This is a genomic window from Actinomyces sp. oral taxon 171 str. F0337 (assembly GCF_005696555.1).
Classification (GTDB): Bacteria; Actinomycetota; Actinomycetes; order Actinomycetales; family Actinomycetaceae; genus Actinomyces; species Actinomyces oris_E.
On sequence record NZ_CP040005.1, the window covers coordinates 2,544,761 to 2,570,224 of the forward strand.

A 25,464-nucleotide genomic window follows, 5' to 3' on the forward strand; every position below is an offset into this window, starting at 1 on the left:
ACGGGGTCGTGATCGACCGCGTCAGGCCCCGTCCGTGCCCCGCCTCCTGGGGACCGTCGGAGCCATGGGAGGGTCCGGAGGAAAGACCGACCCTTACTATTCCCCACCACATGGCGGATAAGCGACGTGCGAAGATCCTCCTGCGGCAGGAGAGGATTCTCGCGGCGAGTCGTTTAAGTTGCCACTATGCAACCACCTGTTCCGTCCGCTGTCCCCGGTTCTCCTGGCCCGGCACCGTCGGCCGTGCCGCCATCTCGCCCACGGACGTTCAACGGCGCAACCGTTCATGGCATCCTCGGAACCCGCTGGCTGCGCCACCCCGCGGAGATCCCGCTGCTCATCGCCGCCGTCATCACCACGATCCTGGGGTACATCGGCTGGGTCGGTGTCATCATCTGGCTGGCCTCCGTGCCCAAGCCGACCGGCGTGGGCGCCACGATCCGCAAACAGCTCATGGAGGGCGGGACCCTGTCACAGGTGATCCTGATCATCCCCCTCCTCCCTCTCCTGGTGTGGATCATCCGCGCCATCATGTACGCCCAGCTGCGGGCGAGCTCGGTGCAGATGTCTCCCACCCAGTTCCCGGAGGGGTACCGGATGGTCGTCGAGGCCGCCCAGGAGTTCGGGCTGCGCCGAGTCCCGGACGCCTACGTGGTGCTGGGCAATGGTCAGATCAACGCCTTCGCCTCCGGCCACGGCTTCCGACGCTTCGTGGCCGTCTACTCCGACCTGTTCGAGATCGGCGGGCAGGCCCGCGACCCCGAGGCGCTGCGCTTCATCATCGGCCACGAGGTCGGTCACCTCGCGGCCGGTCACGTCTCCTACATCCGTCTCATCTTCTCCCGGCTGGTCGCCTACGTCCCCCTCCTGGGGCAGGCGTTCTCGCGGGCCCAGGAGTACACGGCGGACAACCACGGCTACGCATACGCCCCTGAGGGCGTCCCCGGAGCCATGGGAGTCCTCTCAGGCGGCAAGTACCTGGGGGCCGAGGTCAACACCCACGCCCTGGCTGATCGCGCCACCCGCGAGAAGGGTTTCTGGCTCCACCTGAGCAACTGGCTCTCCAGTCACCCGATCAACACGTGGCGCGCTCACGCCCTGCGCGACCGCAGCCGGCCGGGACGGCTCATGTTCCGCCCGCCGGAGTCCACCGCCTGGTTCCCGCCGTCGGCTCCCAGCGGCAGCGGGTGGTCCGACTCCTGGCCGACGCCGGAGCAGATGCGCTCCGTGCTGGACTCCACCTCCTCGAGCGTGCCCGGCGAGGAGCAGTTCGGTCGCTACCCGGGTGTGAGCTACGAGATCCCTCGCAATGAGCTGCGCTGGGCCTCCCCCGTTCCCGTTCCGGCGGGGACTGAGACTCTTGGGCAGGCCACCTTCCGAGCGCGCCCCAGCACGACCGGCTCGCCCGGGCAGCACCAGCCCGGACCTTACGGTTACTCCCCATCAGTCGAGCCGCAGGGCGAGCCCATGGGAGATTCCGACACGGTCGCCTCCAACGCCCCTGCTCCGCAGTGGCGAGATGACGGGCCCGGCCAGGGGTGAGACCCACTGGGGTCGAGGCGCCCCCCCCCGGGATCACGACGGCGCCGGTTGGCGAACAGCTGCGTTCACCAACCGGCGCCGGACAGGTTCAGCGCGGGGCAAAGGCGCTGGCCGCCGCCATGAAGGAATCCAGGGAGTCCCGCAGGTCCGCGGAGTTGTCGGCGACATGAATGGCCTGGCAACGGACGGCAAGATCATCGAGCTCGGCCAAGCGACGTCTCACAGACTCGACCACGCCGGAGGCAGCACCGGAGAGCTCTGCGGCGGTGGCGGGCAGCACCGGGTCGCTCGACGCGGGAGAACCGGTCCACAGCATGAGGAGCTGGTTCGGAATCGTCATCATGCGGCTGGCCTCGCCGATGTAGGCGACCGCCTGGGCCGCGAGCGTGCTGTGGGCCTGAGCCTGACGCTCCATCTCGGCGATGCCGTCACGGAGCGACTCGATGAGGTCCGGGATGGCCTCCGCAGAGTACTGCGGGTCTCCGACACCGTCGATGAGCTCAACGGTGAACAGCGAGGTGATGGTGGCATGCAGACGGGCCAGGGCGATGCGGAAGCGGGTCCGGGCGCCATTGGAGTCGAGCTGGGCCAGGGTGTCGACGAGCCGTGCCACGAGGGGGCTGACCAGGCTCTGCATCTGGGCCCACAGGTCCAGCAGATCCGCCAGGGGCTTGACCCGAGGGTCGGAGCGGTCCAGGGCGGCGATGCGCTCGGCGCTCAGACGAGGGTCCTCCAGGGTTCGGGTCAGCCCCTTCCCCGCAGCCTTGAGGGAGGCGGAGAGCTCGGCGAGCTGCTGCTGACCGGACATCCACGAGTCGAGCCCGGCGGCGACGGTCGTCACCGCCTCGAGCATGACGTGCAGGTCCCCGGTGGCGCCGGGACGCTCCGGTATCCCATCGGAGAGCTCCTCACGACGCGCCACCTCCGCCGGCAGGGCTGCATTCTGGAACTCCTCGTAGGAGGACAGGCCCGCCCCGGCCAGCAGCTCGGCGATGCGGCCGAGGCCCTCCTCCGCCGCCGCCCGACGGTTGGCCCCAGCGTGGATGGCCTCATCCTCAACGGCGCGAGCGTCGCTGTAGATGGCGCAGGCGGTGTCGAACAGGTCGGAGCACACCGGACGGGTGCGCACCGAGAGGTAGCCGCCGTCGGACAGTGGGGTGACGGTGGCGAAGACGTCGTACTCACTGCCGTCGGCGGCGAGGTTGCGCACGTAGGCGGCGAAGGGGCTGCCGGCTTTGAGGGTGTCCCACATGGCCTTGAAGGCGCCACCGGGCATCTCCGGGTGGCGGATGATGTTGTGCGCGGCGCCGGAGAGCTCGTCACGTCGGTAGCGAGAGAGCTCAATGAAGATGTTGTTCGAGTGGCGGATGACGCCACGCGCGTCTGTGGTGGAGAAGAAGAGCTGGTCAACCCCCACCTCGTGAACAGCTCCGGTGACCTGCGGCATAGGCAACTACTCCTTGGAGAAATCGAGGGACGGCGTCATCCAGCATCCGGAGCCGGAAGACACCACCTTCCACCCTTTGATTGACGGTTGGACGGGTGAACGATACACCGCATTTCCGGAACGAGACCTGAGAGGATTCAAAGCAGAGGGCCCGCCTATGCATTTAAAATACATAGAGATTAACGTCATTAACCCCCTCGGAAAAGCAAAGTACCCACCCAAAGGGAAACGGAAGAAACCTCCCGAACGAGTTTCCAGGCGACTCTCAGGTACATTGAAGTGCTCCCACAGGAGCAGTGGGTTACATAGTGACCGCCGCCGGACGGAACTGGTCGCGAGGGTTGGGGAGCCCGATGACCGATCGGATTTCGAGGCCGCCCGGGTTGATAGGGAGCTCGGCGTGAGCCGCTCTGGCGAAGGAGGGTTGAGTCCCCTCTGGAATATGGGATCCAGAGGCGATACCGCCCTCAACGACAGGGGCCTGTGGGGCTCGGAGAAGTCCGAGACCCACAGGCCACGTCATTTATCGACATCATTGCGGCGGTTTCGTCTCCACAACCCCTCTGTCCCCGCTCTATCGAATAAGGCGGGGAAGCAGACGGACACCGACTGCCATGACCACGAGCTCCACCAGGGTCTGAGTCACCACCGCAATCGGTGCCATCCCCATGGAATCGGGCAGCGCCAGAGCCAACGGCAGAACCACCAGCGAGTTACGGGTGGTCCCGGAGAAGGCGAGCGCCAGGCGCGCCTGACGTCCCTGGCGGGCCATGCGCCCGGCGATGTCTCCCACAACCGGCATCACCAGAGCGAAAGTTACGAAGAGGGGAACCACCCGGGCGACGACGTCGGGCCGGGAGGCGACGTGGGGAACCTGGGAGGCGACGACGAGCACCAGGGTCGCCATCATGAGCGGAACCATGAGCGCCGTCGTCGCTGAAGCGAGCCGGGCGGCGGACCGGACCCGGGGTGCGGCGCGCCGTGTGAGGATCGACAGCCCCATAGGCAGTGCGATCATGAGGATGAAGGCCTGCGCGAAGGGTCGCCAGCTGATACCACCGCCCTGGGCCCCAGGTGAGCCGGCGGCAACGGCCAGCCACAGTGGCAGGACGAGGGCCTGGAGGAGCATGAGAGCCGGAGATGCCGCCAGGATGCGCGACCATGCGCCGCCGCCCAGACGGGTGAAGACCATGACGTAGTCGACGCAGGGCGCCAGGAGTACCAGGAGGGTGCCGACCAGGAGCCCCGGCTCATCGGCGACCAGTCGGGACAGAGGCAGGACCACCGCCGGCACCACCAGGAAGTTGATGACCAGAAGCGCCGTCATGAACCGGGCGTCGGCGAAGGCGGCCCGCAGGCGATGGAAGGGGACGCCGAGAAAGGTCGCGTACAGCAACGTGACCAGCACCGGGGAGATCGCCGCCTCAAGAAGGCGGCCGGCTGCAGGAGCAGTCAGCCCCAGGCCGGCGCCGGCCGCGAGCGCCCCCAGGTACAGGACCACCTGGTGGTGCTCCATCCACGCGACCACCGGGGCCTGATCGCCTGCGTCCTCCATGACGGAACCGTATCGCGACCGGACGGGACGGCGACCGGTGCCGGAGGTCTACGCCTCCAGGGAGTGGCCCGTCACCGGTCCGGCGGTGTTGGGCTGCCAGCCCAGTGCCGGGGCGACGTGCTCGGCGAAGGCCTGCAGGATGTGGAGGTTGAAGTCGACGCCGAGCTGGCTGGGGATGGTGAGCATGAGGGTGTCGGCGGCATGGAGCGCCTCGTCCTGGGCGAGCTGCTCGATGAGGACGTCGGGCTCGGCGGCATAGGTGCGCCCGAAGGTCGACTGCAGGCCGTCGATGATGCCGATCTGGTCGTGGGAGTCCTCGCCGCGCAGCGCGAAGAACTTCCGGTCGACCTCGGAGACGATCGGGAAGATGGAGCGCGAGACGCTCACGCGCGGGGTCCAGTCGTGGCCGGCCTCCTTCCACGCCTCGCGGTAGCGGCGGATCTGCTCGGCCTGAAGGTGGGAGAAGCCCTCCCCAGTGGCCTCGGTCAGGAGGGTTGAGCTCATGAGGTTCAGGCCCTGGCGGGCGGTCCACTCTGCGGTTTCCCGCGAGCCGGCGCCCCACCACAGGCGGCGGTCCACGCCGGGGGCGTGCGGTTCGATGCGCAGGCGGGAGCTCGCACCGGGTGCCATGCCGCCGCTGGTGTCGAGGTCCGCCTGCGGGACGCCCCGGACGGCGTCGAGGAACTGGGCGGTGTGGGCGCGGGCGACGTCGGCTCCGCGCGGGTCGACGCCGCCGGTGTATCCGAAGGTCTCCCAGCCGCGGCGGGCCTGCTCCGGCGAGCCGCGGGAGATGCCGATGGCGATGCGCTGGTCGGTGAGCAGGTCGAGGGCGGCGACCTCCTCGGCCAGGTAGAGCGGGTTCTCGTAGCGCATGTCGATGACGCCGGTGCCGACCTCGATGCGCTGGGTACGGGCGCCGGCCGCGGAGAGCAGCGGGATGGGCGCGGCGGCCTGGCGGGCGTAGTGGTGGACGCGCCAGTAGGCGCCGTTGACGCCGATCTCGTCAGCGCCGACGGCGATCTCGACGGCCTCCTTGAGCGCCTGGCGGGCGTCGGGGTCGCCAGGGCCGCGACCGTGTCCATAGTGTCCGAAGCTGAGGAACCCGAATGCTTTCATGCAACCTTCAACTACACGCACCGTCGGATCATTCCGTCCGACCGCGCGATTCGGGTCACCCCGCCCTCAGGCGCCGCACGCTCTCAGCGCCGGCAGAGGGATCGGCAGCACCCCTGGGTGCACCACGGCGTACCCAGCCAGCGGGGAACGGCCTCCTTGTAGTCGAGGTAGTCCTGCCCGAACCTCTCCTCCAGGGCCTTCTCCTCAGCCGGGATCTGGTGGCGGTCGATGAGCCAGACGAAGCCGGCCAGCGGGATCAGCGCGGACGGGGAGTTCCGGGCGACGATGCTCTCCGCTCTCGCCCGGTTCGAGGCACGACGCAAGGCCGAGCGACAAATCAGGTCGAACGAGCGCCGACGCGCCGAGGGCATCCCCACGTCCGCCTGGAAGGCGTTCGGCTGGACGAGGGACGGCGAGTTGATCGAGGAGGAGGCCGCCGCCGTACGGCGGCCTTCGATGCGTTCCTCGGCGAGCCGTCCCTGTCGATCCGGCGAATCCGCGAGGACCTGAACAGCGCCGGTCACTTCACCGCGCGTGGGTCGGAGTTCTCCGTCGATGCTGTGCGCTACCTGCTCGCGAACCCGCTTTACTGTGGCTACATCAAGCACTACGCGTCGGGCGAGCTGTACCCGGTTCAGGGCGAGGCGTTCCCGCCCATCGTCGGCGAGCAGACGTGGCGGGCCGCGGTGGCGAAGCTGGAGGACAACGTGCGGAGGTCGGCGAGGCAGGGGAACCAGCCGAAGTATCTCCTGTCCACGATCGGGCTGTGCGGGAAGTGCGGCGCGACGCTCGTCTCGGGGACGAACAGCCGCAAGCAGCCGACGTACCGCTGCGGCGAGCAGTTCCATCTCACCCGCCAGCGCGAGCCCGTCGATGCGATGGTCACCGAGGCGGTGCTCACGCGTCTGTCCTCGGTGGACGTGCACGACCTCGTGATGCCACAGGAGGACGATGGGCCGGATCGCGAGGAGCTGCTGACGGAGCGGAACGCCCTGGTCGATCGGGTGAAGGAGCTGAGCCCGCTGCTGCGCGACATCCATCAGCCGGTCCTGGAGATAACGGCAGCGATCAACGACGTGAAGGCCCGTATCGACGAGATCGACGCGGAGCTGCTCGACCGTTCGGTGTCGGCGGCGGCGAAGCTGCTCGCGGACGTCGAGGAGCCGGTCGGCACCGCGGAGCGCCGCGAGGTGGTCGAGGCGAAGTGGAAGGTGTTGGACGTGGACCGCCGCCGGATGCTCGTGGACGAGCTGGTGACGGTGACCATCGAGCCCATCACGCCCGGTCACGTGAAATTCGACCCCGACCTGATTCGGATAGAGCCGCGTCGCGACTGACTCATGAGTCGACTCGTCATTGCAATGGTGAGTCGACTCGTGGGAGAATGGTTGCAGACAAGAAGATCCCACCGGGGCCGCGACTTAGAAGCGCGGGGTTCTGCTCCCGGATGAGTAGCCGGTCAAACAGCCCAATTACCGTGGCGGGGAACCGGAAGATACTCATGTCTGAGGACTTCCGATGTCTGTCGTTATCGACGTTCCCCGCGCATCCGCGCTCGACCGCCCTGGCCTCGATCAGGGCTCCACTCCTTCTCCGCAGGCAGACGGCCTCGATCCCGTCATCGCCGCCGCTCGTGCTGCTGGTCGTCTGGCCGGTGAACGCCTGGCTCGCACGCCCCTGACCCCGCGACAGCGCGCCGCGGTCGCCGCCGTGATGGGCGGTGGTCACTGATGAGCGCCAACTCCGCCGCCTTCGACCACGTGAACGGCTTCCGCTGGCGACAGGGCGACCCCTCCCTCGCCGAGTCCGAGGCACGTCTCTACGACCTCGGCGTGCTCCGCTCCGTGCTGGAGGAGTCCGTCGAGATCGCCGTCGCCGACGCCCGCGCCGATGGGGTGACCTGGGCGAAGATCGGCGACGCCCTCGGCGTCACGCACCAGGCTGTCATCAAGCGCTACGGCCGGGGCGGTGGTCGCTGATGCGCGCCGACGCACGCAACCTCAGCACCGCTCCCGCCGACCTGACCCCGCCCGGAGGGCCTGGCCTGGCACCCGCCGAAGGCGGGCTGCCCGTCGTCGTGATGACGGTCCGCAGCCGTGCTTCGCACTCTAAGAGTTTCGGGAGCCTCATTCGTTCCTACGGGCGCGGCAAGGGCTTGTCGATTGCCGCGTCCTGCAACAACGTGCCTGGTCAGCGGTCGGTTCCGCCCGCGCTCCGTCGCGTGGCCTCGTGGGATCATTTTGGGTCTTATTTGGGGGTCAATAGGGGGTCATTTAGGCGCCGCACTCTCTCTGAGGCCCTCCGCGCTGTCCGCGGCGGGGGTGGTCGCCGTGGCTAAGCAGGAGAACAACCCGACGAGCATCGGGCTCACGCAGTACCTCGATCCGTCTTACTGGACCTGGGCTGCCGAGGACCCGAACGGGGCCGCGCTGCTCCAGCAGGGAGCCGAGGCGATCCTCGCCTACGTGGTGCAGCGGCTCGAGGCCACCGGCTGCGAGGTCGTCGAGGCCTACGGCATCGTGCATGACAAGGACGAGCGCGAGGTCTGGAGCGACACGGAGAAGGCTCTGGTGATCGAGCCGAAGCCCGATCACCTGCACGCGGTCATCAAGTTCGCCAGCCGTGCGAAGAGCGCACCGCTGGATCGGCTCGCGTTCGGCATCGGCGTCGAGCCCCAGTACGTCGAGAAGCCGGGCCGCGGGCGGTACGCCTACGACAACATGCTGTCGTATCTGACGCACGTGAAGTACGCGGACAAGCACCAATACGCGCCTTCGGAGGTCGCTACGGTGCGTGGGCCTGACTACCTCGGGATCGACGCCCAGCGTCGGGAGACCTGGCTCAAGGGGCGCGCGCACGTGAAGAAGAAGGTCGTCGCCGAGAACTTCGAGGACATGCGCGAGCGCGTGCTCCAGGGCGAGTTCACGCGGGATCAGATCATGCTCACGGACGAGCTGTTCGACATCTACTCGCGGCATCAGCGGGAGATCGACGACGCGCTGTCGGCCTACGGCCAGCGCCGCGCATACCGGGCGGCGGCGAAGCTCCGCGCCGGTGAGTTCTCGACGCACGTGGTGTTCGTCCATGGGGATGCCGGGATCGGCAAGACCCGGTTCGCCACGGACTTCATCACCGAGGCGATCAACGCGGCGAACGCGCACGGCGAGCGGTGGCAGGTCTACCGGGCCGCGACGGGGAACCCGCTTGATGACTGGCGAGGCGAGGAGGTGCTGCTGCTGGACGATCTGCGGGCCTCGGCGATGGATGCGAACGACTGGCTGCTGCTGCTTGATCCGTACAACGCCTCGCCTGCGAAGGCTCGGTACAAGAACAAGGGCGAGGTGGCCCCGCGCCTTATCGTCATCACGGCGACGATCGAGCCTGTCGAGTTCTTCTACTACGCCCGCCAGAAGGGCAACGTGGACGAGGCGTTGGACCAGTTCATCCGCCGCTTGGCCTCGGTCGTGAAGGTCTATCGTGCCGACGACATCAATCGTTACCTCGTGCAGCACATTGGGAAGATCGAGCCCTACGAGTGGCACCAGTGCAGCATCCCGACCGCCGCACACACGCCCGGCATGTACGGCAACGCGTATCACCAGAACGTCGGGTCGCGGGAGCTGACCTACGGTCCGGAGACCTCGGCGGAACATGACGCTGAGGGCGCGGTTGCTGAGCTGCTGGGCGGGCTCGCGGTGCGGAGCCCTGACGTGCCGCTGGCGCTGATCGGAGGTGCCGCATGAGCACCGAACGCGATGCGCTCTTCCAGGGGGTCGAGGGGGCCGGAGGCCCCTCGCAAGCAGCCGGGGAGGACATGAGCGCCAGCGAAATGTCCGACACGGCTACTGCTTGCCACTCTGGCGTACAGGTGGAGCAGCAGACCGACTCCCAGGTGAACACCGGTCGGGCTGATGCGGAGGCTGTGCGTCAGAGTCACGGCGGCGCGAAGCGTCGTCGTGGGGGCCGCGCGAAGCTCGATACCGACTTCGGAGAGGAGACGCTCGCGGCGCTTCGCACTCGTGCGAAGCGGCTCGGGCTGGCTCCGAGCACGTGGGTGCGGACCGTCGTCCGGGATGCCCTCCACGCCTCTCGGAGCGAGGAGTTGGACGCCGCCGTGGCCGCGCACCTGCTCGGGGTCGAGGCGCGGGTGCAGGCGTCGGCGGATGCTCGCGAGCTGGCCGCGCAGATTCGCCCGCTGGCGATCAACGTCAACGACCTCGACCGCCGGGCGCGGGCTGGTGAGTCAGTGGCGCTGTCGGCGGAGGTGCCCGAGCTGATCGAGTTGCTGCGCGAGGTCCGCGCCCTGCTCGGGGATCGGGCGGCCTCATGAGCACCACGCACTACAGCCCGAGCGCCAGCGCCGCCGACACGGAGCGCTATATCCGTGGCAAGGAGGACGAGCGGGGCATCGCGATCACGTGCGATGTGCCGGGAGGCCCCGGCGCGTTCTCGGCGCGCGCTCGGTCGCTCACGCAGAACACGACGCGCGAGGTCGAGGCGGTGCATTACCGCCAGTCGTTCAGCGACGAGGAGTTCGACCCGAAGAGTCCGGAGGACGTGCAGCGGGTGAACGATCTCGGTTATCAGCTCGCGAAGAAGATGCACCCGGATTCCGACTGCCTCGTAGTCAGTCATGTGGATGGGCGGGGCAAGAAGCCGCACAACCACATCTTGGTCATCAACCACAACAACCGGACGGGGAAGGCGCTCTCGGACTATCGCACGTTCCACGACCGCAAGGCCGGGAATCAGCGGGGCGTCCAGTCGGCGAACGACCAGCTGATGCGAGAACACGGGCTCTCGGTCGTGAAGCGGCTGGAGCACGCACCGAAGGACTGGGAGCTGCGCCGCGAGGACTTCGCCGAGGGATCGCTCGACCGCGAGATGGGCGACCGGATGAGCGCGGCGCTGGCCGATCCCCGGGCGGTGGACAAGGCCGGTCTGGTCTCGGTGATCGAGGAGCAGAACCAGCGGCTCGGCGATGACGGGGAGCGGGTGCCGCGGATGCGGTTGCACAGCCCCGTCAGCAAGAAGGGCAAGCGCGCCGGGCAAGAGACCTGGACGCTCTACATCGAGGATCGCCGCGGCGAGTCCGGCCGCGCCGAGCGCCGCAAGCGCGCGAGCGCCCTCTCGGCGGACTTCACCCCGGAGGGCGCGCAGGCGTTCTTCGACTACCACCAGCAGCAGAAGGAGAAGGAACATGAGCGCAGCGCTCGACAGGCTGAAGCAGCAGAACGAGCCCGAGCAGTCGCAGCAGCAGCTCGGCAGTCCGGAGACGATGGAGCTGTTGACCTCGATCCTCGCCGCCGTCGAGGCGCAGAACACGAGGATCGCCACGCTGACCGAACAGCAGAAGAAGCTCGCGGGGTTCGTGAAGGTCATGGACGAGGAGACGACGAGGCGGCTGGAGCGGATCACGGCCCCGGCGTCGACCTCCTCGCCCTCCAGCGACGTGTCCGCGAGGATCGCGAGTATCGAGAGCAGGCAGAACGAGATCGCGAGCACGCTCGGCGAGTTCGCGCAGAGTCTCAACGGCGAGAGCTTGAACGCCGCGTCGCGGAGCTTGGTCGCGGAGGCGCAGAAGAATCGCGCGGCTACGGCCTCGGCGATTGAGGGTCTGAAGGCGCAGGTCACAGCGAACCAGAAGCTCGTGAGCCAGGTCGGCGGCGCGGTCCAGCGGATCGAGAAGCGCACCGAGGAACGGGTCGAGAAGGCTGTCGAGCAGGTCGCCGGGGAGGCTTCGGCCACGATGACCGCGAGCCTCGACGCCTCGAACGCGCGGGCGGAGCGGATCATCGCCGCGACGGCGAAGCTGGAGGCGCGACAGCTCTGGTCCGCCGCCGCCGCGATGTGCCTCGTTCTCCTGCCGGTGGCCGTGGTCGTCGCCGGTCTCTGGATGGGCATCGCCGGGCTCATCACGGGTGTTCAGTGGGCGCTGGACGTGGACGGGAGCGTGTGGCTCGGCATCGGCCGGTGGCTCGTGGTCGGCGCTGGCCTCGCCGGGGCCGGCTACGGGCTCTTCGCGTCCGTCCGCTGGGTTGCGGGTCTCGTGGAGACCTGGAAGGGCCGCGGGATGCCGAAGTGGCCCCGCTGGCGCAAGAGGTGATCACGCCTCACGAGGGCAAGCGCGCGCAGCGCGTGCGGCAGCCGCGACAACTGGACATTAGGTCAGCGGTTGCTGTATAGTTCAGTGCATGCTGACCATTGCTTCGCGTCTTGACGTCATGAACCGGCTCGGCCGGGCCATGGCCGACCCGACGCGCTCCCGCATCCTGATGTCCCTGCTCGACAGCCCGAGCCACCCCGCGGTGCTCTCGCGCGAGCTGGGGCTGACCCGCTCGAACGTGTCCAACCACCTGACCTGCCTGCGCGACTGCGGGATCGTGGTCGCCGAGCCCGAGGGCCGCCAGACTCGCTACGAGATCGCCGACCCGCACCTGGCCGCGGCGCTGACGGCACTGGTCGATGTGACCCTCGCCGTAGACGAGAGCGCGCCGTGCATCGACCCGGCCTGCTCGGTGCCGGGCTGCTGCGCCGCGAGCAGTTCGGGGGACGCCTCGTGAGCGCCGCCTGCGGCTGCGACGAGCCGACGACCAGCCCCGCGGACGAGGCAGAGGAGGCAGAGCGCCCGTGGTGGCGTGATCCCGGCCTGGTCGTGCCGATCCTCTCCGGCGTCGCGTTCGGCACCGGCCTGGCGCTGGAGTGGTCGGGGCTGCACATCGCGGCGCTGGTCGCGTTCTGGGCGGGCCTGCTGCTGGGCGCGTACACGTTCGTGCCCGGTGCGATCCGGAATCTCGTTGTGAAGCGCAAGCTCGGGATCGCGCTGCTGATGACGATCAGCGCCGTGGGCGCGGTGATCCTCGGCTACGTCGAGGAGGCGGCCGCGCTGGCGTTCCTCTACTCGATCGCCGAGGCCCTGGAGGACAAGGCGATGGACCGCGCCCGCGGCGGGCTGCGCGCGCTGCTGAAGCTCGTGCCGGAGACCGCGACCGTGCTGCGCGACGGGACCTCCGCCTCGGTCCCGGCCAGGGAGATCGCCGTCGGCGACGTGCTGCTGGTCCGCCCTGGCGAGCGGGTCGCGACCGATGGGCTGGTCCGCTCGGGCCGGTCGAGCCTGGACACTTCGGCGATCACCGGTGAATCGATCCCGGTCGAGGTCGCGCCCGGAGAAGCGGTGTCGGCGGGCGCGATCAACAGCGCCGGCGTGCTGGAGGTCGAGGCGACCGCCGCGGGCACCGACAACTCGCTGACCACGATCGTGGAGCTGGTAGAGCAGGCCCAGGCCGAGAAGGGCGACCGAGCCCGGATCGCTGACCGGATCGCCCGCCCGCTGGTGCCCGGCGTGATGGTCCTCGCCGTCCTCGTCGGCGTGCTCGGGTCCCTGCTCGGCGACCCGGAGACCTGGATCACCCGCGCCCTGGTCGTCCTCGTCGCGGCCAGCCCCTGCGCGCTGGCGATCGCGGTGCCCGTCACCGTGGTCTCCGCGATCGGCGCGGCGACCAAGTTCGGCGTCGTCATCAAGAGCGGGGCCGCCTTCGAGCGCCTCGGCGGCATCCGGCACCTGGCCGTGGACAAGACCGGCACTCTGACCCGCAACCGGCCCGAGGTAACCGCCATCGTCGCCGCCCATGGGTTCGACGATGCGCAGGTGCTTGCTTGGGCTGCCGCCGTGGAGCAGCACTCGACGCACCCACTCGCCGCCGCCATCGCCGCCGCGGGCCGGGGAACCCCCGCCGCGCAGGACGTGGCCGAGGAGGCCGGGCACGGCATCGGTGGCCTGGTCGACGGCCGCAGGGTGGCGGTGGGCAGTCCGCGCTGGATCGACGCCGGTCCGCTCAAGGCCCGGGTCGAGGACCTGGAGGCCGAGGGGCAGACCTGCGTGCTCGTCACCGTCGACGGCTTCCTGGCCGGGGCGATCGGCGTCCGCGACGAGCTGCGCCCCGAGGTCCCCGAGGTCGTGCGGAGCCTGCGCGACCAGGGCGTCGAGGTGAGCATGCTCACCGGCGACAACTCCCGCACCGCTGCTGCGCTGGCGAAGCTGGCCGGGATCGGCGACGTGCACGCCGAGCTGCGTCCCGAGGACAAGGCTCGCATCGTCGCCGGGTTCTCGGAGACGTCGCCGACCGCGATGATCGGCGACGGCATCAACGACGCGCCCGCCCTGGCCGGGGCGACCGTGGGCATCGCGATGGGCGCGACCGGCTCCGACGCCGCGATCGAGTCCGCCGACGTCGCCTTCACCGGCCACGACCTCGGCCTCATCCCGCAGGCTCTGCGCCACGCCCGCCGCGGCGGCAGGATCATCAACCAGAACATCGTGCTGTCCTTGGCGATCATCACTGTGCTGCTGCCGCTGGCGATCACCGGCGTGCTCGGCCTGGCAGCGGTCGTCCTCGTGCACGAGGTCGCCGAAGTCGTCGTCATCGCCAACGGACTGCGGGCTGCGCGTGCCCGCAAGCAATAGGTGTTCCGTCCAACGCCATAACTCAGACATGCGCTAGCGCATGTCGATGACGCCGGTGCCGACCTCAATGCGCTTGGTGCGGGCACCGGCCGCGGAGAGCAGCGGGATGGGAGCCGCGGCCTGGCGGGCGTAGTGGTGGACGCGCCAGTAGGCGCCGTTGACGCCGATCTCGTCAGCGCCGACGGCGATCTCCACGGCGTCCTTGAGCGCCTGGCCGGCGTCGGGGTCGCCAGGGCCGCGACCGTGTCCGTAGTGTCCGAAGCTGAGGAACCCGCATGCTTTCATGCAGCTTTCAACTACAGGTGCCGACGAATCATTCCGGTCGCCCGCGCGAGCCGCATCACCGCACCGCAGACGCCGGGCGTCGTCGGCTCATGAGCGGGGCCGCGTCGACACGCCCGGAATACCCAGCCAGCGGGGAACAGCCTCCTGGTAGTCGAGGTAGTCCTGCCCGAACCTCGCCTCCAGGGCCGCCTCCTCGGCCGGAATCTGGTAGCGGTCGATGAGCCAGGCGAAACCGACCAGAGGGATCACCGCGGACGGGCTCCTGCGCGCGATCGCGTGCGAGAGCAGCACTCCCGTCAGGCCCAGGTACATGGGGTTGCGCGTCAGCCGGTTGGGGCCGTCCACGACGAGGTGCTGCGCACGCTCGACCCTGACCGGGTCGACCGTGGTGCGGTGCCGAAGAAAGTTGCCCGCACTTCCGGCGAGCAGACACAGTGAGCCCCCAGCAACGGGAGCGGCCGCCGCCATCGATGACGGCGTCACTGACCGACCACGAGTCATGGTGTGCTGCGCCAGCCCCGCCATCGCCAGCAGCACTGCCGGAGGCGGTCGCTTGAAGATCCGTTCCATCACCAGGCCATCCTCTCACCTACTGAGCCCCCCCTGACAGGGAACCGACTCAGCCGACACGAGCACATGGGACCTGTGGCCTCGGCGAGGAAGGACACAGACCCCTCCGCCCCACTAACCCTCCCCTGACATATTACCAACTTGGTAATATAATGGTGTCATGTCACTGTCCTCATCAGCCTTCTGGATTCTCACCTCACTCGCCAACGGGCGCCGGCACGGCTACCAGATCCTGCGGGAGACGGCGCTGCTGTCCGACGGCGCAGCCCGCCTGAAGCCCACCACTCTGTACGCGACCCTCGAGCGCCTGGAGAGCAAGGACCTCATCCGCTCCGACGGCCAGGAGGTCGTTGACGGCAGAGCCCGGCGCTACTACCGCATCACCGAGACCGGCATCGACCTGCTGACCGCTGAGACGCGGGCACTGGAGCGTTCCGTGAGAGCCGCTCGGGCTAGCCTGAGCGCCGCGCGCCCCCGGCCGCACACCGCGCGTTGGGGGGTGGCCTGAGATGGTGGAAGAGCAGTACTACCGACGTCTCCTGCGGTGGTATCCGAGGAGCTGGCGGGCGCATCACGGCGAGGCCCTGCTGGGCATCATGCTCGACGAGGCCGAGGCGGCGAGACGCAGCCGCCCCACCGTCGCACAGCGGTGGTCGGCCTTCCTCCACGGGACGGGAACCAGACTGGGCATGCGGGCCGCCCTGTGGTGCGCGGCGACCGGACTCCTCCTGAGCCTGGTGAGTCTCGCGCTCTTCCTCATCGCGATCATGGCAGAGGGCCAGGGCAAGGACACGATCTTCAGCTGGGCCTACCCGGCCGCGACAACCCTTCCCGGGGGCGTCGTCGTGGCCGGCTATCTCGGACTGGCGCGCGAGCGCGGACTGCTGCCTGCGCCTCACGTCTTCATCGGCGCCGTGGTGGCGGCACTGACGTGTGCGGTGGGCACGGTCTCGAACATCGCGTGGGTGATCGCCTTCGAGGCCGCCGACGCCCATGCCGCCGTCCCGCTCCTGGGGCGCCTCAGCAAGCCTCTGATGGCGACCCACGGCATCATGGGAGCTCTCACCGTGGCGGTCATCATCGACGGCGCGCTGAGCATCAGGACCCGGATGCGCGCAGTGCCGCGTGCCGCGCTCGCCACCTTGACGGGGATTCCCGCAGTAGTGGCATTCCCCATGGCGGGGATGGTTCCCGTCTCGACCTTCGGCGCCTCCGTCGTTCTCCTCATCCTGTACCGCACTGTTCTCCGGCAGCAGGGAGACCAGCAACGAGCCGCGCGATCGGCGGCATCATCAGCGTCACGGATAACAACCCCCTCCCTTCACACGGACGTTCGGGAGTATCCGGGGCCACTGACCCCTCCGGAGGAGAACCGGACACCCGGCAGCCTTCCTGCCTCCTATCCTCAGGATGCTCTCGATGACGAAGCACTCCCCATGAGCCACCGCGTCGGGGCCCGACTCGGCCGCAGAACGGCTCTGTGGTGCGGCGTGCTGGCGGTTGCGACCTGCATCGGCTCGGTGGCCGTCATACTCGCCGCCGACTACCTACCGGGACGACAGGCGGACTCCCCGTTCTTCATCATGGGAGCACTGCAGGGTGTGGCCGTGTGGTTCCTGATGGTCGGTGTCATCAGCCTTCTGCGTGAGCGGGCCGCCGTGAGTCCACAGCACGCCGCATATGCCGCGCTCTTCCTGACGCTTGCCCTGATGGCCGCCGCCGCCATTGCCGCACTGAGCATGGTCGACACGACCACTGACAGTTCGGGCAGCCAGAACCACTGGATGTACCGGACCTTATTGGTCCTCGTCATCACCGCCTGGGGCTCGGGAGCCGCGGCCGTGGGCTCCCTCTTCGACGGCCTGTCCGCCTGTCGGAGGATGGAGCCCGGACTGCGTGGCGTCGCCGGGTTCCTCATCGGGGTACTGACCTATCCCCTGCTCTGGGGACTGCCCCTGTTGCTGACGGAGGCCAGCTTCCCCGCCGCGATCGGACTGATCATCGTCGGCGCCACCACCAAGCCCGCACCCGCCCCGTACTCTGCGGCTCCACCGACCACGCCCCGCTCGCGCCCCAGAGCGGCACACCCGCTATCAGGGCGCAGAATCACGTGGATACGGCTCCTGGCGGCGAGCGCCGTCGTGCTCGGAGTGGGTGCCATCGCCTGGGCGATCCCGGACCGGGCGGCTGGTTCCGCGAGCGCGTGCCTCACCTTCATCCTCGTGCTGACTGCGCTCGCGCTGTGGGCCTCGGGGAGGTTCCCCTCCTCGGCCGTGAGCACGTGGGGATCGGCGACCCTGGCCTGGGCGTCCATGCTCGCTTTGGCAGTGAGGGCGTGGTGGCCATCGCTGGGTAAGGCGTTCGCACTCTCAGAGGTCTCAGTTCTGTGCGGTGGTGCGGCGTTCGCCTGGGCAGTATTCACGTGGCTCCCCAGGCGGAGGATCCTGCGAGTCCTGGCGGGCGTGGGCGCCGGTTTGTCCTACGCGCTCGCCATGACACTGTCCCTGGTTCTTCTCAAGGACTACTTCCTCTTCGCCTTCGTGCCCATGCTGGCCCCCGTCTATGGCCTCATCATTCTGCGTCGGCCGCCGACTACGGCGCCGCCGGCTCATGGGATGAGTTCGGCTCCTGCGGTGCCGTGGGTTCGCTGACCTCAGTCTCAGCCGCACCCTCGGCCTCGGCGACCTGCTCCATCGCGGTCTTCTGGGACAGGGGCACCTCGGGCAGGAAGACGGCGACGACGGAGGTCGCGACGAACAGCGGGATCATCCACCCGAAGATCGGCAGGAGGGCGTCGGCGTAGGAGCCGGCCACGGCGTCGTGCAGGGCGGCAGGCAGCTTGTTGACCAGGGCGGGAGTGAGCGAGGAGGTGTCGGCGTCCTTGAACTGGGTCAGCGCTCCCAGGACGGTCGGGTCCGCACTGCGGGCCAGCGCCCCGATCCGATCCGTGAGGTTGGAGGTCAGACCGGAGGAGAAGGCCGCGCCGATGAGCGAGGCTCCCAGGGAGACACCGACCTCGCGGAAGAAGTTGTTGCCACTGGTGGCCGTGCCCAGGTGCTTGGCCGGCAGAGCGTTCTGCACCACGGTGACCAGGAGCTGGAAGAACAGCCCGATGCCCGCCCCCATGAGGAAGGTGGCCGCGGAGATCTGCCAGACGGGCGACGTCGTCGACAGGCGGGAGAGCCAGAAGGAGGCGCCGGCGGCGACCAGGGGCCCCAGGACCGGGTAGATCTTGTAGCGTTCGGTGCGCGAGACGAGCACGCCGGAGAGGATCGAGGACAGGAGCATCCCGATGGTGATCGGCACCAGGAGCAGGCCGGAGGTGGTGGCCGAGTAGCCGTAGACCATCTGGAGGTAGGTGGGCAGGTAGCTCAGCACACCGATCATGCCTCCCATCGCGAGCATGCCGACGAGCGTGGAGACGATGAAGGTGCGGCTGGTGAGGATCGTCCAGGGCAGGATGGGGTCGACGGCGCGCGTCTCAACGAAGCCGAACAGCCCCCAGCAGACCAGTCCGACGACGCCCAGGCCGATGATGACCGGGCTGGTCCACGCGTACTGGTTGCCGCCCCAGGTGGCCATGAGGACGATGGCGACCGCACCGGCGTTCATGAATCCGAGCCCCCACCAGTCGATGGGGCTGGTCAGGCGGCTGCTGGGCAGGCGCAGTACCAGAGCGATGGCGATGAAGGCGAGGACGCCCAGCGGTAGGTTGATCCAGAAGGTCCAGCGCCAGGAGACGGAGTCGGTGAGCCAGCCGCCGATGATGGGCCCCAGGATGGAGGCGACGCCGAACATGGCTCCCATGGGGGCCATGTAGGTGCCGCGCACGCGCGGCGGAATGAGGTCGCCGGTGATCGCCTGGGAGGAGATCATGAGGCCGCCGCCGCCCAGCCCCTGGATGAAGCGGTAGATGATGAGCTGGGTCATGGAGTCGGCGGTGCCGCACAGGGCCGAGCCGATCAGGAACAGGGCGATGGCCACCAGGAAGAGGTTCTTGCGGCCCACGAGGTCGCCGAGCTTGCCGTAGACCGGCATGGCCACGGTGATGGCCAGGGTGTAGGCGGTCAGGATCCAGGCCATGTGGGCGGCGCCGCCGAGGTCGCCCACGATGGTGGGCAGGGCCGTGCCGACAATCGTCTGGTCCATGGCGGACAGGAACATGACCACCAGGAGCGAGGCGTAGACCGCCCAGAAGCGGCGGTCGGGGTGGAAGTCCGCCCCCGGTTCGTGGAGGGCTGAGCCGGCGGAGGCCGGCGTCGAGGTGCGTTGAGTCATGAGTGTGGCCTTGTCGATTGAGGGCGAGGAATGGAAGATCGCTTCAGTGAGCCGGTGAGAAGGATTTGGAGAGCCGCATGCGCGACTATCCCGGCGAGCCCGACGGCGTCGAGTCACCGGGAGCTGTGGAGGCTGATGCCTGGGATCGGGGTGGGGCGACGACCTCGGAGATCGCCTCGGCCATCGCGCGGACGGCGTCGACCAATCGGGCCTGGGAGCACTGGCCTGAGGCCTCGGAGACCCCGGGAGTCCTGGAGGCTTCGGGGACCTCCGGGCGCACTGCCGCCTCACGGCGTTCCTCCCAGGGGTGGGAGCGTCCGCACCACAGGTCCAGAGAGCTGCGCTGGATGGCCATGGCCAGGGCGACGACGGCACGGGGGCGCGGGTCGTCGGGCTCGCCCCCCAGCCGGCGAGCGGCGGCCTCCGCCAAGGACTGGGCGACGATTCGCAGCCGCTCGTGAACGGCACGCTCCACCTCCGGGTTGTCCCGCACGATCTCCGGGAAGGACAGGAGCCAGCCGCGCTCGGACTCGACGGACTCGGCACCGGAGGCCAGCAGGACGCCAAGGTCCTCCAGGAGGCTTCCGGAGCCGTTGACGAAGGCCTCGACGACCGAGGGCGCCGGGGGCTCCAGGCCGACGACGAGGAGGTCGGCCTTGGAGGAGAAGTGGTTGAAGACGGTGCGCCGGGAGACTCCGGCGAGGGCGGCGACATCATCGACTGTCATCGCGGCGTAACCGCGCTCCCGGGTCAGGGTGAGCGCGGCGGCGCGGATGGCGGCGCGGGTGCGTTGCGCCTGGGTGGCGCGCAAGTCGGTTCCGGTCACGCACTCATCCTGCACCCAGTGCAGCTTTGCACTCAATGCAGGTATGCGCGAGGTTCCTCACGAAGGCAGCGCCTTGTGCGACCCACCCCACCAGCGACCGCAAACCGGCCACCAACGTTGCACAAGCAAGCCATTCGTGACACCTTAAGACTTAAGGTGTCACCAAAAACTCAGACATGACACGTTAAGGAGGATAGGTGGGGCAGTGGATCATTGGTCACTGGGATAACCCGCACAGCAGCGGACTGAGCCGTCGTGACCGCCGCTCAGGCGAGTACCGGGCTTACGTGCCGAACCCACTCAGCGGCTCCAGCCTGAGACTCAGTCCTGACATCGAGGCACTGGCGGCCCAGGCCGAGCAACGAGTGCGCACGCTCACCATCTCTGCCGCCATGACCGCCGTCTCGAGGTTTCTCCTACGCAGCGAGGCGATCGCCTCATCGCGGATCGAGGGGATCGCACCGTCGGCTCACAAGGTCGCGCTGGCAGAGCTCGGCCAGTATGAGGAGGTCAAGGGGCTCAGCGCTCAGGCACGCACCGTCGCCAACAATGTGACACTTGTTCGCGCAGCCGTGGAGGAGATGAATGACACGGCGCCGGTGGACGTTGAGCGGCTACTGGCTCTGCATCGCAGTCTCCTACCCGACTCACCGGAGCATCATGGAATCCGAACGGTTCAGAACTGGCTGGGAGGATCCTCGTATCACCCCATTGAGGCGGACTTCGTGCCACCTCCACCGGACCTGGTTCCTGGTCTGGTCGAGGACCTGTTGCGGTACCTCAACGGAGCCACGCATGCTCCACTCATTCAGGCGGCACTCGTCCACGCACAGTTCGAGACGATTCACCCGTTCACGGACGGTAACGGCCGCGTGGGCCGGGCACTCATCCACACGGTACTGACTCGCCGGGGGCTGCTTCCCGGCATGGTGTTGCCGACGAGCCTGGTCCTGTCGACGCTGAGTCATCGGTATGTCGAGGCGCTCTCCGCTTATCGGGGAGAGGACGCCGCTGATAAGACTGAAACCTCCCCCGGTCAACAGGCGTGGATCACCTTCTTCCTTGAAGCGGTTATGCTGGCCTGCGACCAGGCGGAGCAGATCTCCTCCGAGCTCGACGACGTGCGCTCCGACTGGGCAACCGCGCTTGAGGCATGGGCCAGCCGGGAGAGCACCGGTCGCCGCCCGCGCAGTGATTCGGCGACATCACGCATTCTTGAGGGACTGCCCGCCACTCCAGTCCTGACCATCTCCACGGCGTCGCAGATCTACGGGGTCTCGCGCACTGCGGCGACGCGAGGCCTTGAGACGCTCCGGGCTGCTGGGATCCTCACGACGGAGTCGATCGGCGCAGAGCGCCGCGCGTACACGGCCCGCGCAGTGCTGGACACCATCACCTGGGCCGAGCGCCGTCTGGCCAGCACACGCTTCGACACCAGAGTTTCCGCGCCGGCGCGTGCAGTTCCCGCACGGCCCGCGCCGCGTTAAGCGGCTCACGCGGGGCCGCCTTCAGGAGTGGAGGCGCGCCTCGTAGGCGGCGATCTCGCCGACCTTGGGGCCGTAGCTGCTGGTGGGGTCGTGGCGCAGGTCGAGCCAGATGTCGATGAGCGCCCAGGCGGCGGGGGCCGCGATGACGTTCTGCCCCATGCACAGGATCTGGGCGTCGTAGTTCTCCACCGAGCCGCGCACGGTGAGCAGGTCGTGCGCGGTCGCCGCACGCACCCCCGGGACCTTGTTGGCGGCGATGGCGGTTCCCACGCCGGTGCCGCAGATGAGAACACCGCGGTCGGCCCGCCCCTCGGCGACCGCTCTGGCGACCCGGAAGGAGACCTCCGGGTAGGTGATGTCCGGTGCGGACAGGTCGACGACGTCGCTCACGCGCTCATCCTCGACCAACCGCTCTTCGATGGCCTCCTTCAGGAGGGCTCCATTGCCCGGGGCACCGATGGCGATTCGCATGCGCCAAGTCTCTCAGGCCTCGTCACGGAAGGCGAGTATGCCCCGGTCAATGAGTCAGCAGGGTTCCCCTGAGACGGCAAAATCGGCGATGACCTCATAGAGAGCCCGACCCTGCCTCATCTGAGCGCAGCCCTCGAGTACCTGTGCAGGAAGGGCTGAGGGATCGGCGGCGTAGGAGGACAGGTCGAAGTTCACCCTGATCTGGGAGACGCGGGGACTCCAGGTGTGTGCGGCGCAGGGGTCGACGACCCGGAAGGGCATGGGGGCCGCGTCGATTCCTCGATCCCGGACGGCCTGCTCGCTCATCGCGACCATCTCCGGGGACTCGGAGTCGTAGACCAGACGGCCGCCGGGAAAGCGGTGGGACATCGCGTTGACGAGGTCTCGAACTGAGCTGGTCTCCAGGAAGTAGAAGACCCCGGAGGCCACGGCAATCAGTCCGCCGCTGGCGTCGACTTCATCCATCCAGCGATGATCGGTTAAGGAGAAGGGGAGCTCCCGCTCTCGCTCATGGGGCTCGACCCAGGTGCGTCGGGACTCGAGAACGTCGGGGAAGTCCAGGTTGTAGATCAGCGCCCGACCGTTGTCGACCTCGTCAACGAGACGATCCAGTCCGCAGCCGAGATCGACGACGGCGGCTTCGGGGTGGGTGTCCAGGTAGCGCCGGATCTCCGTCACGGCGGCAAGGTGGCGCAAGGCGTAGATGGCGGCGGGCATCTCGCCCATATCCATGTCCTCGACGCCAGGGCGGAAGGCGGAGACCATCGAGACCAGGCGCTCGGACCAGGAGTCCTGAAAGCAGCTCGGCCAGCTTCGCGCAGCACGAGCCCGCCCCAGAAGCGGGAAGAAGAGAGTCTCCTGAACCCCTGCGCCGATCATGGTCTCATCCTAGGAGACGGCACCACCGATGTCGATACTGACAATCACATTCATTCTCCTTCATAGGAGGCCTCGCTGGTGAAGGACTCGATGAGTCGGGAGGCGAAGGACTCCGCAGCCGACAGGAGGCGGGGACCACGCACCAGCATGGTGACATCGCAGCCCAGGGCGGACATCCACGTGGCGGCCTCGTAGGCGGCGATCTCGCCGACCTTGGGGCCGTAGCTGCTGGTGGGGTCGTGGCGCAGGTCGAGCCAGATGTCGATGAGCGCCCAGGCGGCGGGGGCCGCGATGACGTTCTGCCCCATGCACAGGATCTGGGCGTCGTAGTTCTCCACCGAGCCGCGCACGGTGAGCAGGTCGTGCGCGGTCGCCGCACGCACCCCCGGGACCTTGTTGGCGGCGATGGCGGTTCCCACGCCGGTGCCGCAGATGAGAACACCGCGGTCGGCCCGCCCCTCGGCGACCGCTCTGGCGACCCGGAAGGAGACCTCCGGGTAGGTGATGTCCGGTGCGGACAGGTCGACGACGTCGCTCACGCGCTCATCCTCGACCAACCGCTCTTCGATGGCCTCCTTCAGGAGGGCTCCATTGCCCGGGGCACCGATGGCGATTCGCATGCGCCAAGTCTCTCAGGCCTCGTCACGGAAGGCGAGGCTGCTCCAGGCTGATATCGCTGAAGACCTCTCATCCGCTTCCCATGGACGCCACGTGGCGCCGCCGCATATCACCTCTTCGGGTGGAGCAACTCGCTCGGGAGGGATTCGATGAGGCGCAGCCATATCTCACTGGCGGTGGGGTAGGCGGGCACGGCGTGACGCAGCCGATGGACGGGGACGCCCGCAGTGATAGCGATGGTGGCGGCGTGGATGAGCTCACCCGCACCAGGGCCCACGAAGGTGGCTCCCAGCACGGCCCCCGTCTGCCGGTCGACGACGAGCTTGGCCTCACCGTGGGCATCGTCGCGCAGGAGGGCAGCTCCAGCAGCCGAGGTGTAACCGACCTGGGCGGTGACGACGTCGTGGTCGAGGGCCCGGGCCCTCTGCTCGGTCAGGCCGCTGGAGGCGAGCTGGGGATCGGTGAAGACGACTTGCGGGACCGGGATGCTCTCCGGCACTGGTTCGGACTCGCAGCCCGCCGCATGGGCGGCGATCCTCTCCCCTACAACGCGTGCTCGGTACTTACCTATGTGGGTCAACTGGGCCTCACCACTGGCGTCGCCGACGGCGTAGAGCCAGTCGGGCAGGCGACCGGCCAGGACGTCGTCGGGCTCCAGGCCGACGGTCTCCAGCCCTATGCCGGTCAGGAACGGGCGACGGCCGGTGGCGACCAGAATCTCATCGGCCTCGATGGTTCGACCGGCGCAGGTGACCGTGACAGGGCCGCCATGGATACGACCGAGCCCGGTGTCACTGGCCTGGGATCGCTCGGCGGCAGTCACCCGAGCATCCGTCATGACGGTGACACCGCGGGCAGTGAGAGCCTCCTCGATGAGTCGGGAGGCGAAGGACTCCGCAGCCGACAGGAGGCGGGGACCACGCACCAGCATGGTGACATCGCAGCCCAGGGCGGACATCCACGTGGCGGCCTCGCAGGCGACGACCCCGCCACCGACGACGATGAGATGCCGCGGGATCTCCTGCACGCCGGTGGCGTCACGCGAGTCCCAGGCCTCAAGGCCTTGGAACGCAGCAGGCATGACGGGCTGCGCGCCAGTGGCGAGAACGACGGCGCGGCGGGCGCGAAGGACCCGCTCCCCCTCAGCGGTTCTCACGGCGACGCGCCGTTCGCCGTCGAGGCGAGCCCATCCGCGAACGACGTCGAGGCCGGCACCCTCGGCCCAGCGCACCTGACCAGCGTCGTTGTAGCGGGAAACCCACTCGTCACGACGCTTGAGCAGATCGAGCACGGACAGTTCGGCCGGGCGCAGGCCGCTGAGGTTGGCGGACGCCGCCGCGACCTCGATAGGCACGAGGAACGCCTTGCTGGGCATGCAGGCGTAGTAGGAGCACTCGCCGCCCAGGAGCTCGCCCTCAACGAGGACCGCGGTCAGGTCGGTGCCCTTGATGGCGTACTGGGCGACGTTCTCCCCCGCCGGCCCGCCACCGATCACGACGACATCGTAGGTGCTGGTCTGCTGAGGTACCGACTCGTTGCTCATGCCAACGATGCTGCCACGCATCTCGGCCAGCTGACCAACTTGTACGGCATGTCGAGCCTCAGGCCAACCGCAGCGGAGTGATGGCATCGATCTGCATCGAAAGACGGTCCTCCGCCACGTCAAGGTCATACTGGGTCTGCAGGTTCAGTCAGAACTGCGCAGATACCCCGAAGTAAGTGCCGAGCCGCAGCGCCGTATCCGCGGTCACTGCAGGCTCGGTGGGAGAAGCTCCCGCCTCTGGCTCAGGCAGCCAGGAGGTTGTATGCAGTCATGGCGCAGACGCCCAGGAGGAGGATGCCGAAGGCGGTCGTCAGGATCGAGGCCGAGGCCCGCCTCGCCAACGGCCCACCGAGGAGCCCTCCCACCATCGATGCCGCCGCAGC

Annotated in this window: 24 protein-coding genes and 2 pseudogenes; 13 read left to right on the forward strand and 13 right to left on the reverse strand. The window is 68.4% G+C overall.

The window, feature by feature from the left end:
- Nucleotides 1-243: 243 nt before the first annotated feature.
- Nucleotides 244-1,542 (forward strand): M48 family metallopeptidase, encoded by a 1,299-nt coding sequence (locus FBF36_RS10945; protein ID WP_009394972.1) that lies wholly within the window; start codon nucleotides 244-246, stop codon nucleotides 1,540-1,542.
- 88 nt (nucleotides 1,543-1,630) lie between these two features.
- Here FBF36_RS10945 and FBF36_RS10950 read toward each other — a convergent pair whose 3' ends face one another.
- From FBF36_RS10950 to FBF36_RS13545, 4 genes are all read right to left on the reverse strand, one after another.
- Nucleotides 1,631-2,989 carry a PAS domain-containing protein gene (locus tag FBF36_RS10950; protein ID WP_009394970.1) on the reverse strand — a complete coding sequence of 453 codons (1,359 nt, stop codon included), beginning with the start codon at nucleotides 2,987-2,989 and terminating at the stop codon, nucleotides 1,631-1,633.
- Nucleotides 2,990-3,563: 574 nt separating this feature from the next.
- Complete coding sequence (locus FBF36_RS10955) at nucleotides 3,564-4,544, reverse strand: arsenic resistance protein (protein ID WP_009394965.1); 981 nt, start codon at nucleotides 4,542-4,544, stop codon at nucleotides 3,564-3,566.
- Between the two features lie 48 nt (nucleotides 4,545-4,592).
- Nucleotides 4,593-5,660, reverse strand: coding sequence for an LLM class flavin-dependent oxidoreductase (locus tag FBF36_RS10960; protein WP_138137529.1), 1,068 nt, complete (start codon nucleotides 5,658-5,660; stop codon nucleotides 4,593-4,595).
- An 83-nt stretch (nucleotides 5,661-5,743) separates the two neighbouring features.
- Entirely contained in the window at nucleotides 5,744-6,184 is a 441-nt protein-coding gene (locus FBF36_RS13545) for a methyltransferase family protein (protein ID WP_225792511.1), read from the reverse strand.
- Between FBF36_RS13545 and FBF36_RS10970 the strand changes: the two genes are divergently transcribed.
- From FBF36_RS10970 to FBF36_RS11015, 9 genes are all read left to right on the forward strand, one after another.
- Complete coding sequence (locus tag FBF36_RS10970; RefSeq protein ID WP_263970038.1) at nucleotides 6,167-6,997, forward strand: recombinase family protein; 831 nt, start codon at nucleotides 6,167-6,169, stop codon at nucleotides 6,995-6,997. The genes FBF36_RS13545 and FBF36_RS10970 overlap by 18 nt on opposite strands.
- Nucleotides 6,998-7,178: 181 nt before the next feature.
- A complete protein-coding gene (locus FBF36_RS10975) occupies nucleotides 7,179-7,391 on the forward strand; it encodes a hypothetical protein (protein WP_003780572.1) in 213 nt (70 codons plus the stop codon).
- Entirely contained in the window at nucleotides 7,391-7,639 is a 249-nt protein-coding gene (locus FBF36_RS10980) for a hypothetical protein (RefSeq protein WP_003780556.1), read from the forward strand. Before FBF36_RS10975 ends, FBF36_RS10980 begins: the two co-directional genes overlap by 1 nt.
- Before the next feature lie 342 nt (nucleotides 7,640-7,981).
- The gene (locus FBF36_RS10990) at nucleotides 7,982-9,403 is read left to right on the forward strand and encodes a Rep family protein (RefSeq protein WP_003780580.1); all 1,422 of its coding nucleotides are present in this window, start codon (nucleotides 7,982-7,984) and stop codon (nucleotides 9,401-9,403) included.
- A complete protein-coding gene (locus tag FBF36_RS10995; protein ID WP_009212769.1) occupies nucleotides 9,400-9,990 on the forward strand; it encodes a hypothetical protein in 591 nt (196 codons plus the stop codon). Before FBF36_RS10990 ends, FBF36_RS10995 begins: the two co-directional genes overlap by 4 nt.
- Nucleotides 9,987-11,273 (forward strand): relaxase/mobilization nuclease domain-containing protein, encoded by a 1,287-nt coding sequence (locus FBF36_RS11000; RefSeq protein ID WP_009397940.1) that lies wholly within the window; start codon nucleotides 9,987-9,989, stop codon nucleotides 11,271-11,273. The genes FBF36_RS10995 and FBF36_RS11000 overlap by 4 nt, the downstream gene beginning before the upstream one ends.
- 37 nt (nucleotides 11,274-11,310) lie before the next feature.
- Nucleotides 11,311-11,766 (forward strand): hypothetical protein, encoded by a 456-nt coding sequence (locus FBF36_RS11005; protein WP_017195603.1) that lies wholly within the window; start codon nucleotides 11,311-11,313, stop codon nucleotides 11,764-11,766.
- Nucleotides 11,767-11,854: 88 nt separating this feature from the next.
- Nucleotides 11,855-12,223: a Cd(II)/Pb(II)-sensing metalloregulatory transcriptional regulator CmtR gene (cmtR, locus tag FBF36_RS11010; RefSeq protein ID WP_003780589.1), complete on the forward strand. Its 369-nt coding sequence runs from the start codon at nucleotides 11,855-11,857 to the stop codon at nucleotides 12,221-12,223.
- Nucleotides 12,220-14,124 (forward strand): heavy metal translocating P-type ATPase, encoded by a 1,905-nt coding sequence (locus FBF36_RS11015; protein WP_029574305.1) that lies wholly within the window; start codon nucleotides 12,220-12,222, stop codon nucleotides 14,122-14,124. Before cmtR ends, FBF36_RS11015 begins: the two co-directional genes overlap by 4 nt.
- Before the next feature lie 36 nt (nucleotides 14,125-14,160).
- Here the strand turns inward: FBF36_RS11015 and FBF36_RS11020 are convergent.
- Together FBF36_RS11020 and FBF36_RS11025 are read right to left on the reverse strand one after the other, a co-directional pair.
- Nucleotides 14,161-14,409, reverse strand: a pseudogene (locus FBF36_RS11020) (LLM class flavin-dependent oxidoreductase); the annotation flags it as partial.
- 87 nt (nucleotides 14,410-14,496) lie between these two features.
- On the reverse strand, nucleotides 14,497-14,979 hold the full coding sequence (locus FBF36_RS11025; RefSeq protein ID WP_009397932.1) for a methyltransferase family protein: 483 nt from the start codon (nucleotides 14,977-14,979) through the stop codon (nucleotides 14,497-14,499).
- A gap of 160 nt (nucleotides 14,980-15,139) precedes the next feature.
- Between FBF36_RS11025 and FBF36_RS11030 the strand changes: the two genes are divergently transcribed.
- On the forward strand, nucleotides 15,140-15,487 hold the full coding sequence (locus FBF36_RS11030; protein ID WP_009397931.1) for a PadR family transcriptional regulator: 348 nt from the start codon (nucleotides 15,140-15,142) through the stop codon (nucleotides 15,485-15,487).
- 1 nt (nucleotide 15,488) lies between these two features.
- Complete coding sequence (locus tag FBF36_RS11035; RefSeq protein WP_009397930.1) at nucleotides 15,489-17,630, forward strand: hypothetical protein; 2,142 nt, start codon at nucleotides 15,489-15,491, stop codon at nucleotides 17,628-17,630.
- Here the strand turns inward: FBF36_RS11035 and FBF36_RS11040 are convergent.
- A complete protein-coding gene (locus FBF36_RS11040) occupies nucleotides 17,572-19,257 on the reverse strand; it encodes an MDR family MFS transporter (protein ID WP_138137531.1) in 1,686 nt (561 codons plus the stop codon). The genes FBF36_RS11035 and FBF36_RS11040 overlap by 59 nt on opposite strands.
- A gap of 85 nt (nucleotides 19,258-19,342) precedes the next feature.
- On the reverse strand, nucleotides 19,343-20,083 hold the full coding sequence (locus FBF36_RS11045) for a TetR/AcrR family transcriptional regulator (protein ID WP_034493284.1): 741 nt from the start codon (nucleotides 20,081-20,083) through the stop codon (nucleotides 19,343-19,345).
- Between the two features lie 197 nt (nucleotides 20,084-20,280).
- On the opposite strand from FBF36_RS11045, the gene FBF36_RS11050 reads away from it, so the two are divergent.
- On the forward strand, nucleotides 20,281-21,570 hold the full coding sequence (locus tag FBF36_RS11050; RefSeq protein ID WP_138137533.1) for a Fic family protein: 1,290 nt from the start codon (nucleotides 20,281-20,283) through the stop codon (nucleotides 21,568-21,570).
- A 21-nt stretch (nucleotides 21,571-21,591) separates the two neighbouring features.
- Here FBF36_RS11050 and FBF36_RS11055 read toward each other — a convergent pair whose 3' ends face one another.
- The 5 genes and pseudogenes from FBF36_RS11055 to FBF36_RS13705 all read right to left on the reverse strand — a co-directional run bounded on the left by FBF36_RS11055 (nucleotide 21,592) and on the right by FBF36_RS13705 (nucleotide 25,449).
- Entirely contained in the window at nucleotides 21,592-22,041 is a 450-nt protein-coding gene (locus FBF36_RS11055; protein WP_138137534.1) for an RpiB/LacA/LacB family sugar-phosphate isomerase, read from the reverse strand.
- Between the two features lie 54 nt (nucleotides 22,042-22,095).
- The gene (locus FBF36_RS11060) at nucleotides 22,096-22,920 is read right to left on the reverse strand and encodes a class I SAM-dependent methyltransferase (protein WP_009395245.1); all 825 of its coding nucleotides are present in this window, start codon (nucleotides 22,918-22,920) and stop codon (nucleotides 22,096-22,098) included.
- A 185-nt stretch (nucleotides 22,921-23,105) separates the two neighbouring features.
- Nucleotides 23,106-23,540 (reverse strand): annotated as a pseudogene (locus tag FBF36_RS11065) (RpiB/LacA/LacB family sugar-phosphate isomerase); the annotation flags it as partial.
- 107 nt (nucleotides 23,541-23,647) lie between these two features.
- Nucleotides 23,648-25,081 (reverse strand): dihydrolipoyl dehydrogenase family protein, encoded by a 1,434-nt coding sequence (locus tag FBF36_RS11070; RefSeq protein ID WP_034492064.1) that lies wholly within the window; start codon nucleotides 25,079-25,081, stop codon nucleotides 23,648-23,650.
- A 242-nt stretch (nucleotides 25,082-25,323) separates the two neighbouring features.
- Nucleotides 25,324-25,449, reverse strand: a complete 126-nt coding sequence (locus tag FBF36_RS13705) for a hypothetical protein (protein ID WP_009395908.1) — start codon at nucleotides 25,447-25,449, stop codon at nucleotides 25,324-25,326.
- Nucleotides 25,450-25,464: the final 15 nt, after the last annotated feature.

What these genes read in the sequence shown, in the direction of transcription:
- FBF36_RS10950 (WP_009394970.1), bottom strand. Translation starts at nt 2,989, where the DNA reads ATGCCGCAGGTCACCGGAGCTGTTCACGAGGTGGGGGTTGACCAGCTC.
- FBF36_RS10955 (WP_009394965.1), bottom strand. Translation starts at nt 4,544, where the DNA reads ATGGAGGACGCAGGCGATCAGGCCCCGGTGGTCGCGTGGATGGAGCAC.
- FBF36_RS10960 (WP_138137529.1), bottom strand. Translation starts at nt 5,660, where the DNA reads ATGAAAGCATTCGGGTTCCTCAGCTTCGGACACTATGGACACGGTCGC.
- FBF36_RS10975 (WP_003780572.1), top strand. Translation starts at nt 7,179, where the DNA reads ATGTCTGTCGTTATCGACGTTCCCCGCGCATCCGCGCTCGACCGCCCT.
- FBF36_RS10980 (WP_003780556.1), top strand. Translation starts at nt 7,391, where the DNA reads ATGAGCGCCAACTCCGCCGCCTTCGACCACGTGAACGGCTTCCGCTGG.
- FBF36_RS10995 (WP_009212769.1), top strand. Translation starts at nt 9,400, where the DNA reads ATGAGCACCGAACGCGATGCGCTCTTCCAGGGGGTCGAGGGGGCCGGA.
- FBF36_RS11000 (WP_009397940.1), top strand. Translation starts at nt 9,987, where the DNA reads ATGAGCACCACGCACTACAGCCCGAGCGCCAGCGCCGCCGACACGGAG.
- cmtR (WP_003780589.1), top strand. Translation starts at nt 11,855, where the DNA reads ATGCTGACCATTGCTTCGCGTCTTGACGTCATGAACCGGCTCGGCCGG.
- FBF36_RS11025 (WP_009397932.1), bottom strand. Translation starts at nt 14,979, where the DNA reads ATGGAACGGATCTTCAAGCGACCGCCTCCGGCAGTGCTGCTGGCGATG.
- FBF36_RS11030 (WP_009397931.1), top strand. Translation starts at nt 15,140, where the DNA reads ATGTCACTGTCCTCATCAGCCTTCTGGATTCTCACCTCACTCGCCAAC.
- FBF36_RS11035 (WP_009397930.1), top strand. Translation starts at nt 15,489, where the DNA reads ATGGTGGAAGAGCAGTACTACCGACGTCTCCTGCGGTGGTATCCGAGG.
- FBF36_RS11040 (WP_138137531.1), bottom strand. Translation starts at nt 19,257, where the DNA reads ATGACTCAACGCACCTCGACGCCGGCCTCCGCCGGCTCAGCCCTCCAC.
- FBF36_RS11055 (WP_138137534.1), bottom strand. Translation starts at nt 22,041, where the DNA reads ATGCGAATCGCCATCGGTGCCCCGGGCAATGGAGCCCTCCTGAAGGAG.
- FBF36_RS11060 (WP_009395245.1), bottom strand. Translation starts at nt 22,920, where the DNA reads ATGATCGGCGCAGGGGTTCAGGAGACTCTCTTCTTCCCGCTTCTGGGG.
- FBF36_RS11070 (WP_034492064.1), bottom strand. Translation starts at nt 25,081, where the DNA reads ATGAGCAACGAGTCGGTACCTCAGCAGACCAGCACCTACGATGTCGTC.
- FBF36_RS13705 (WP_009395908.1), bottom strand. Translation starts at nt 25,449, where the DNA reads ATGGTGGGAGGGCTCCTCGGTGGGCCGTTGGCGAGGCGGGCCTCGGCC.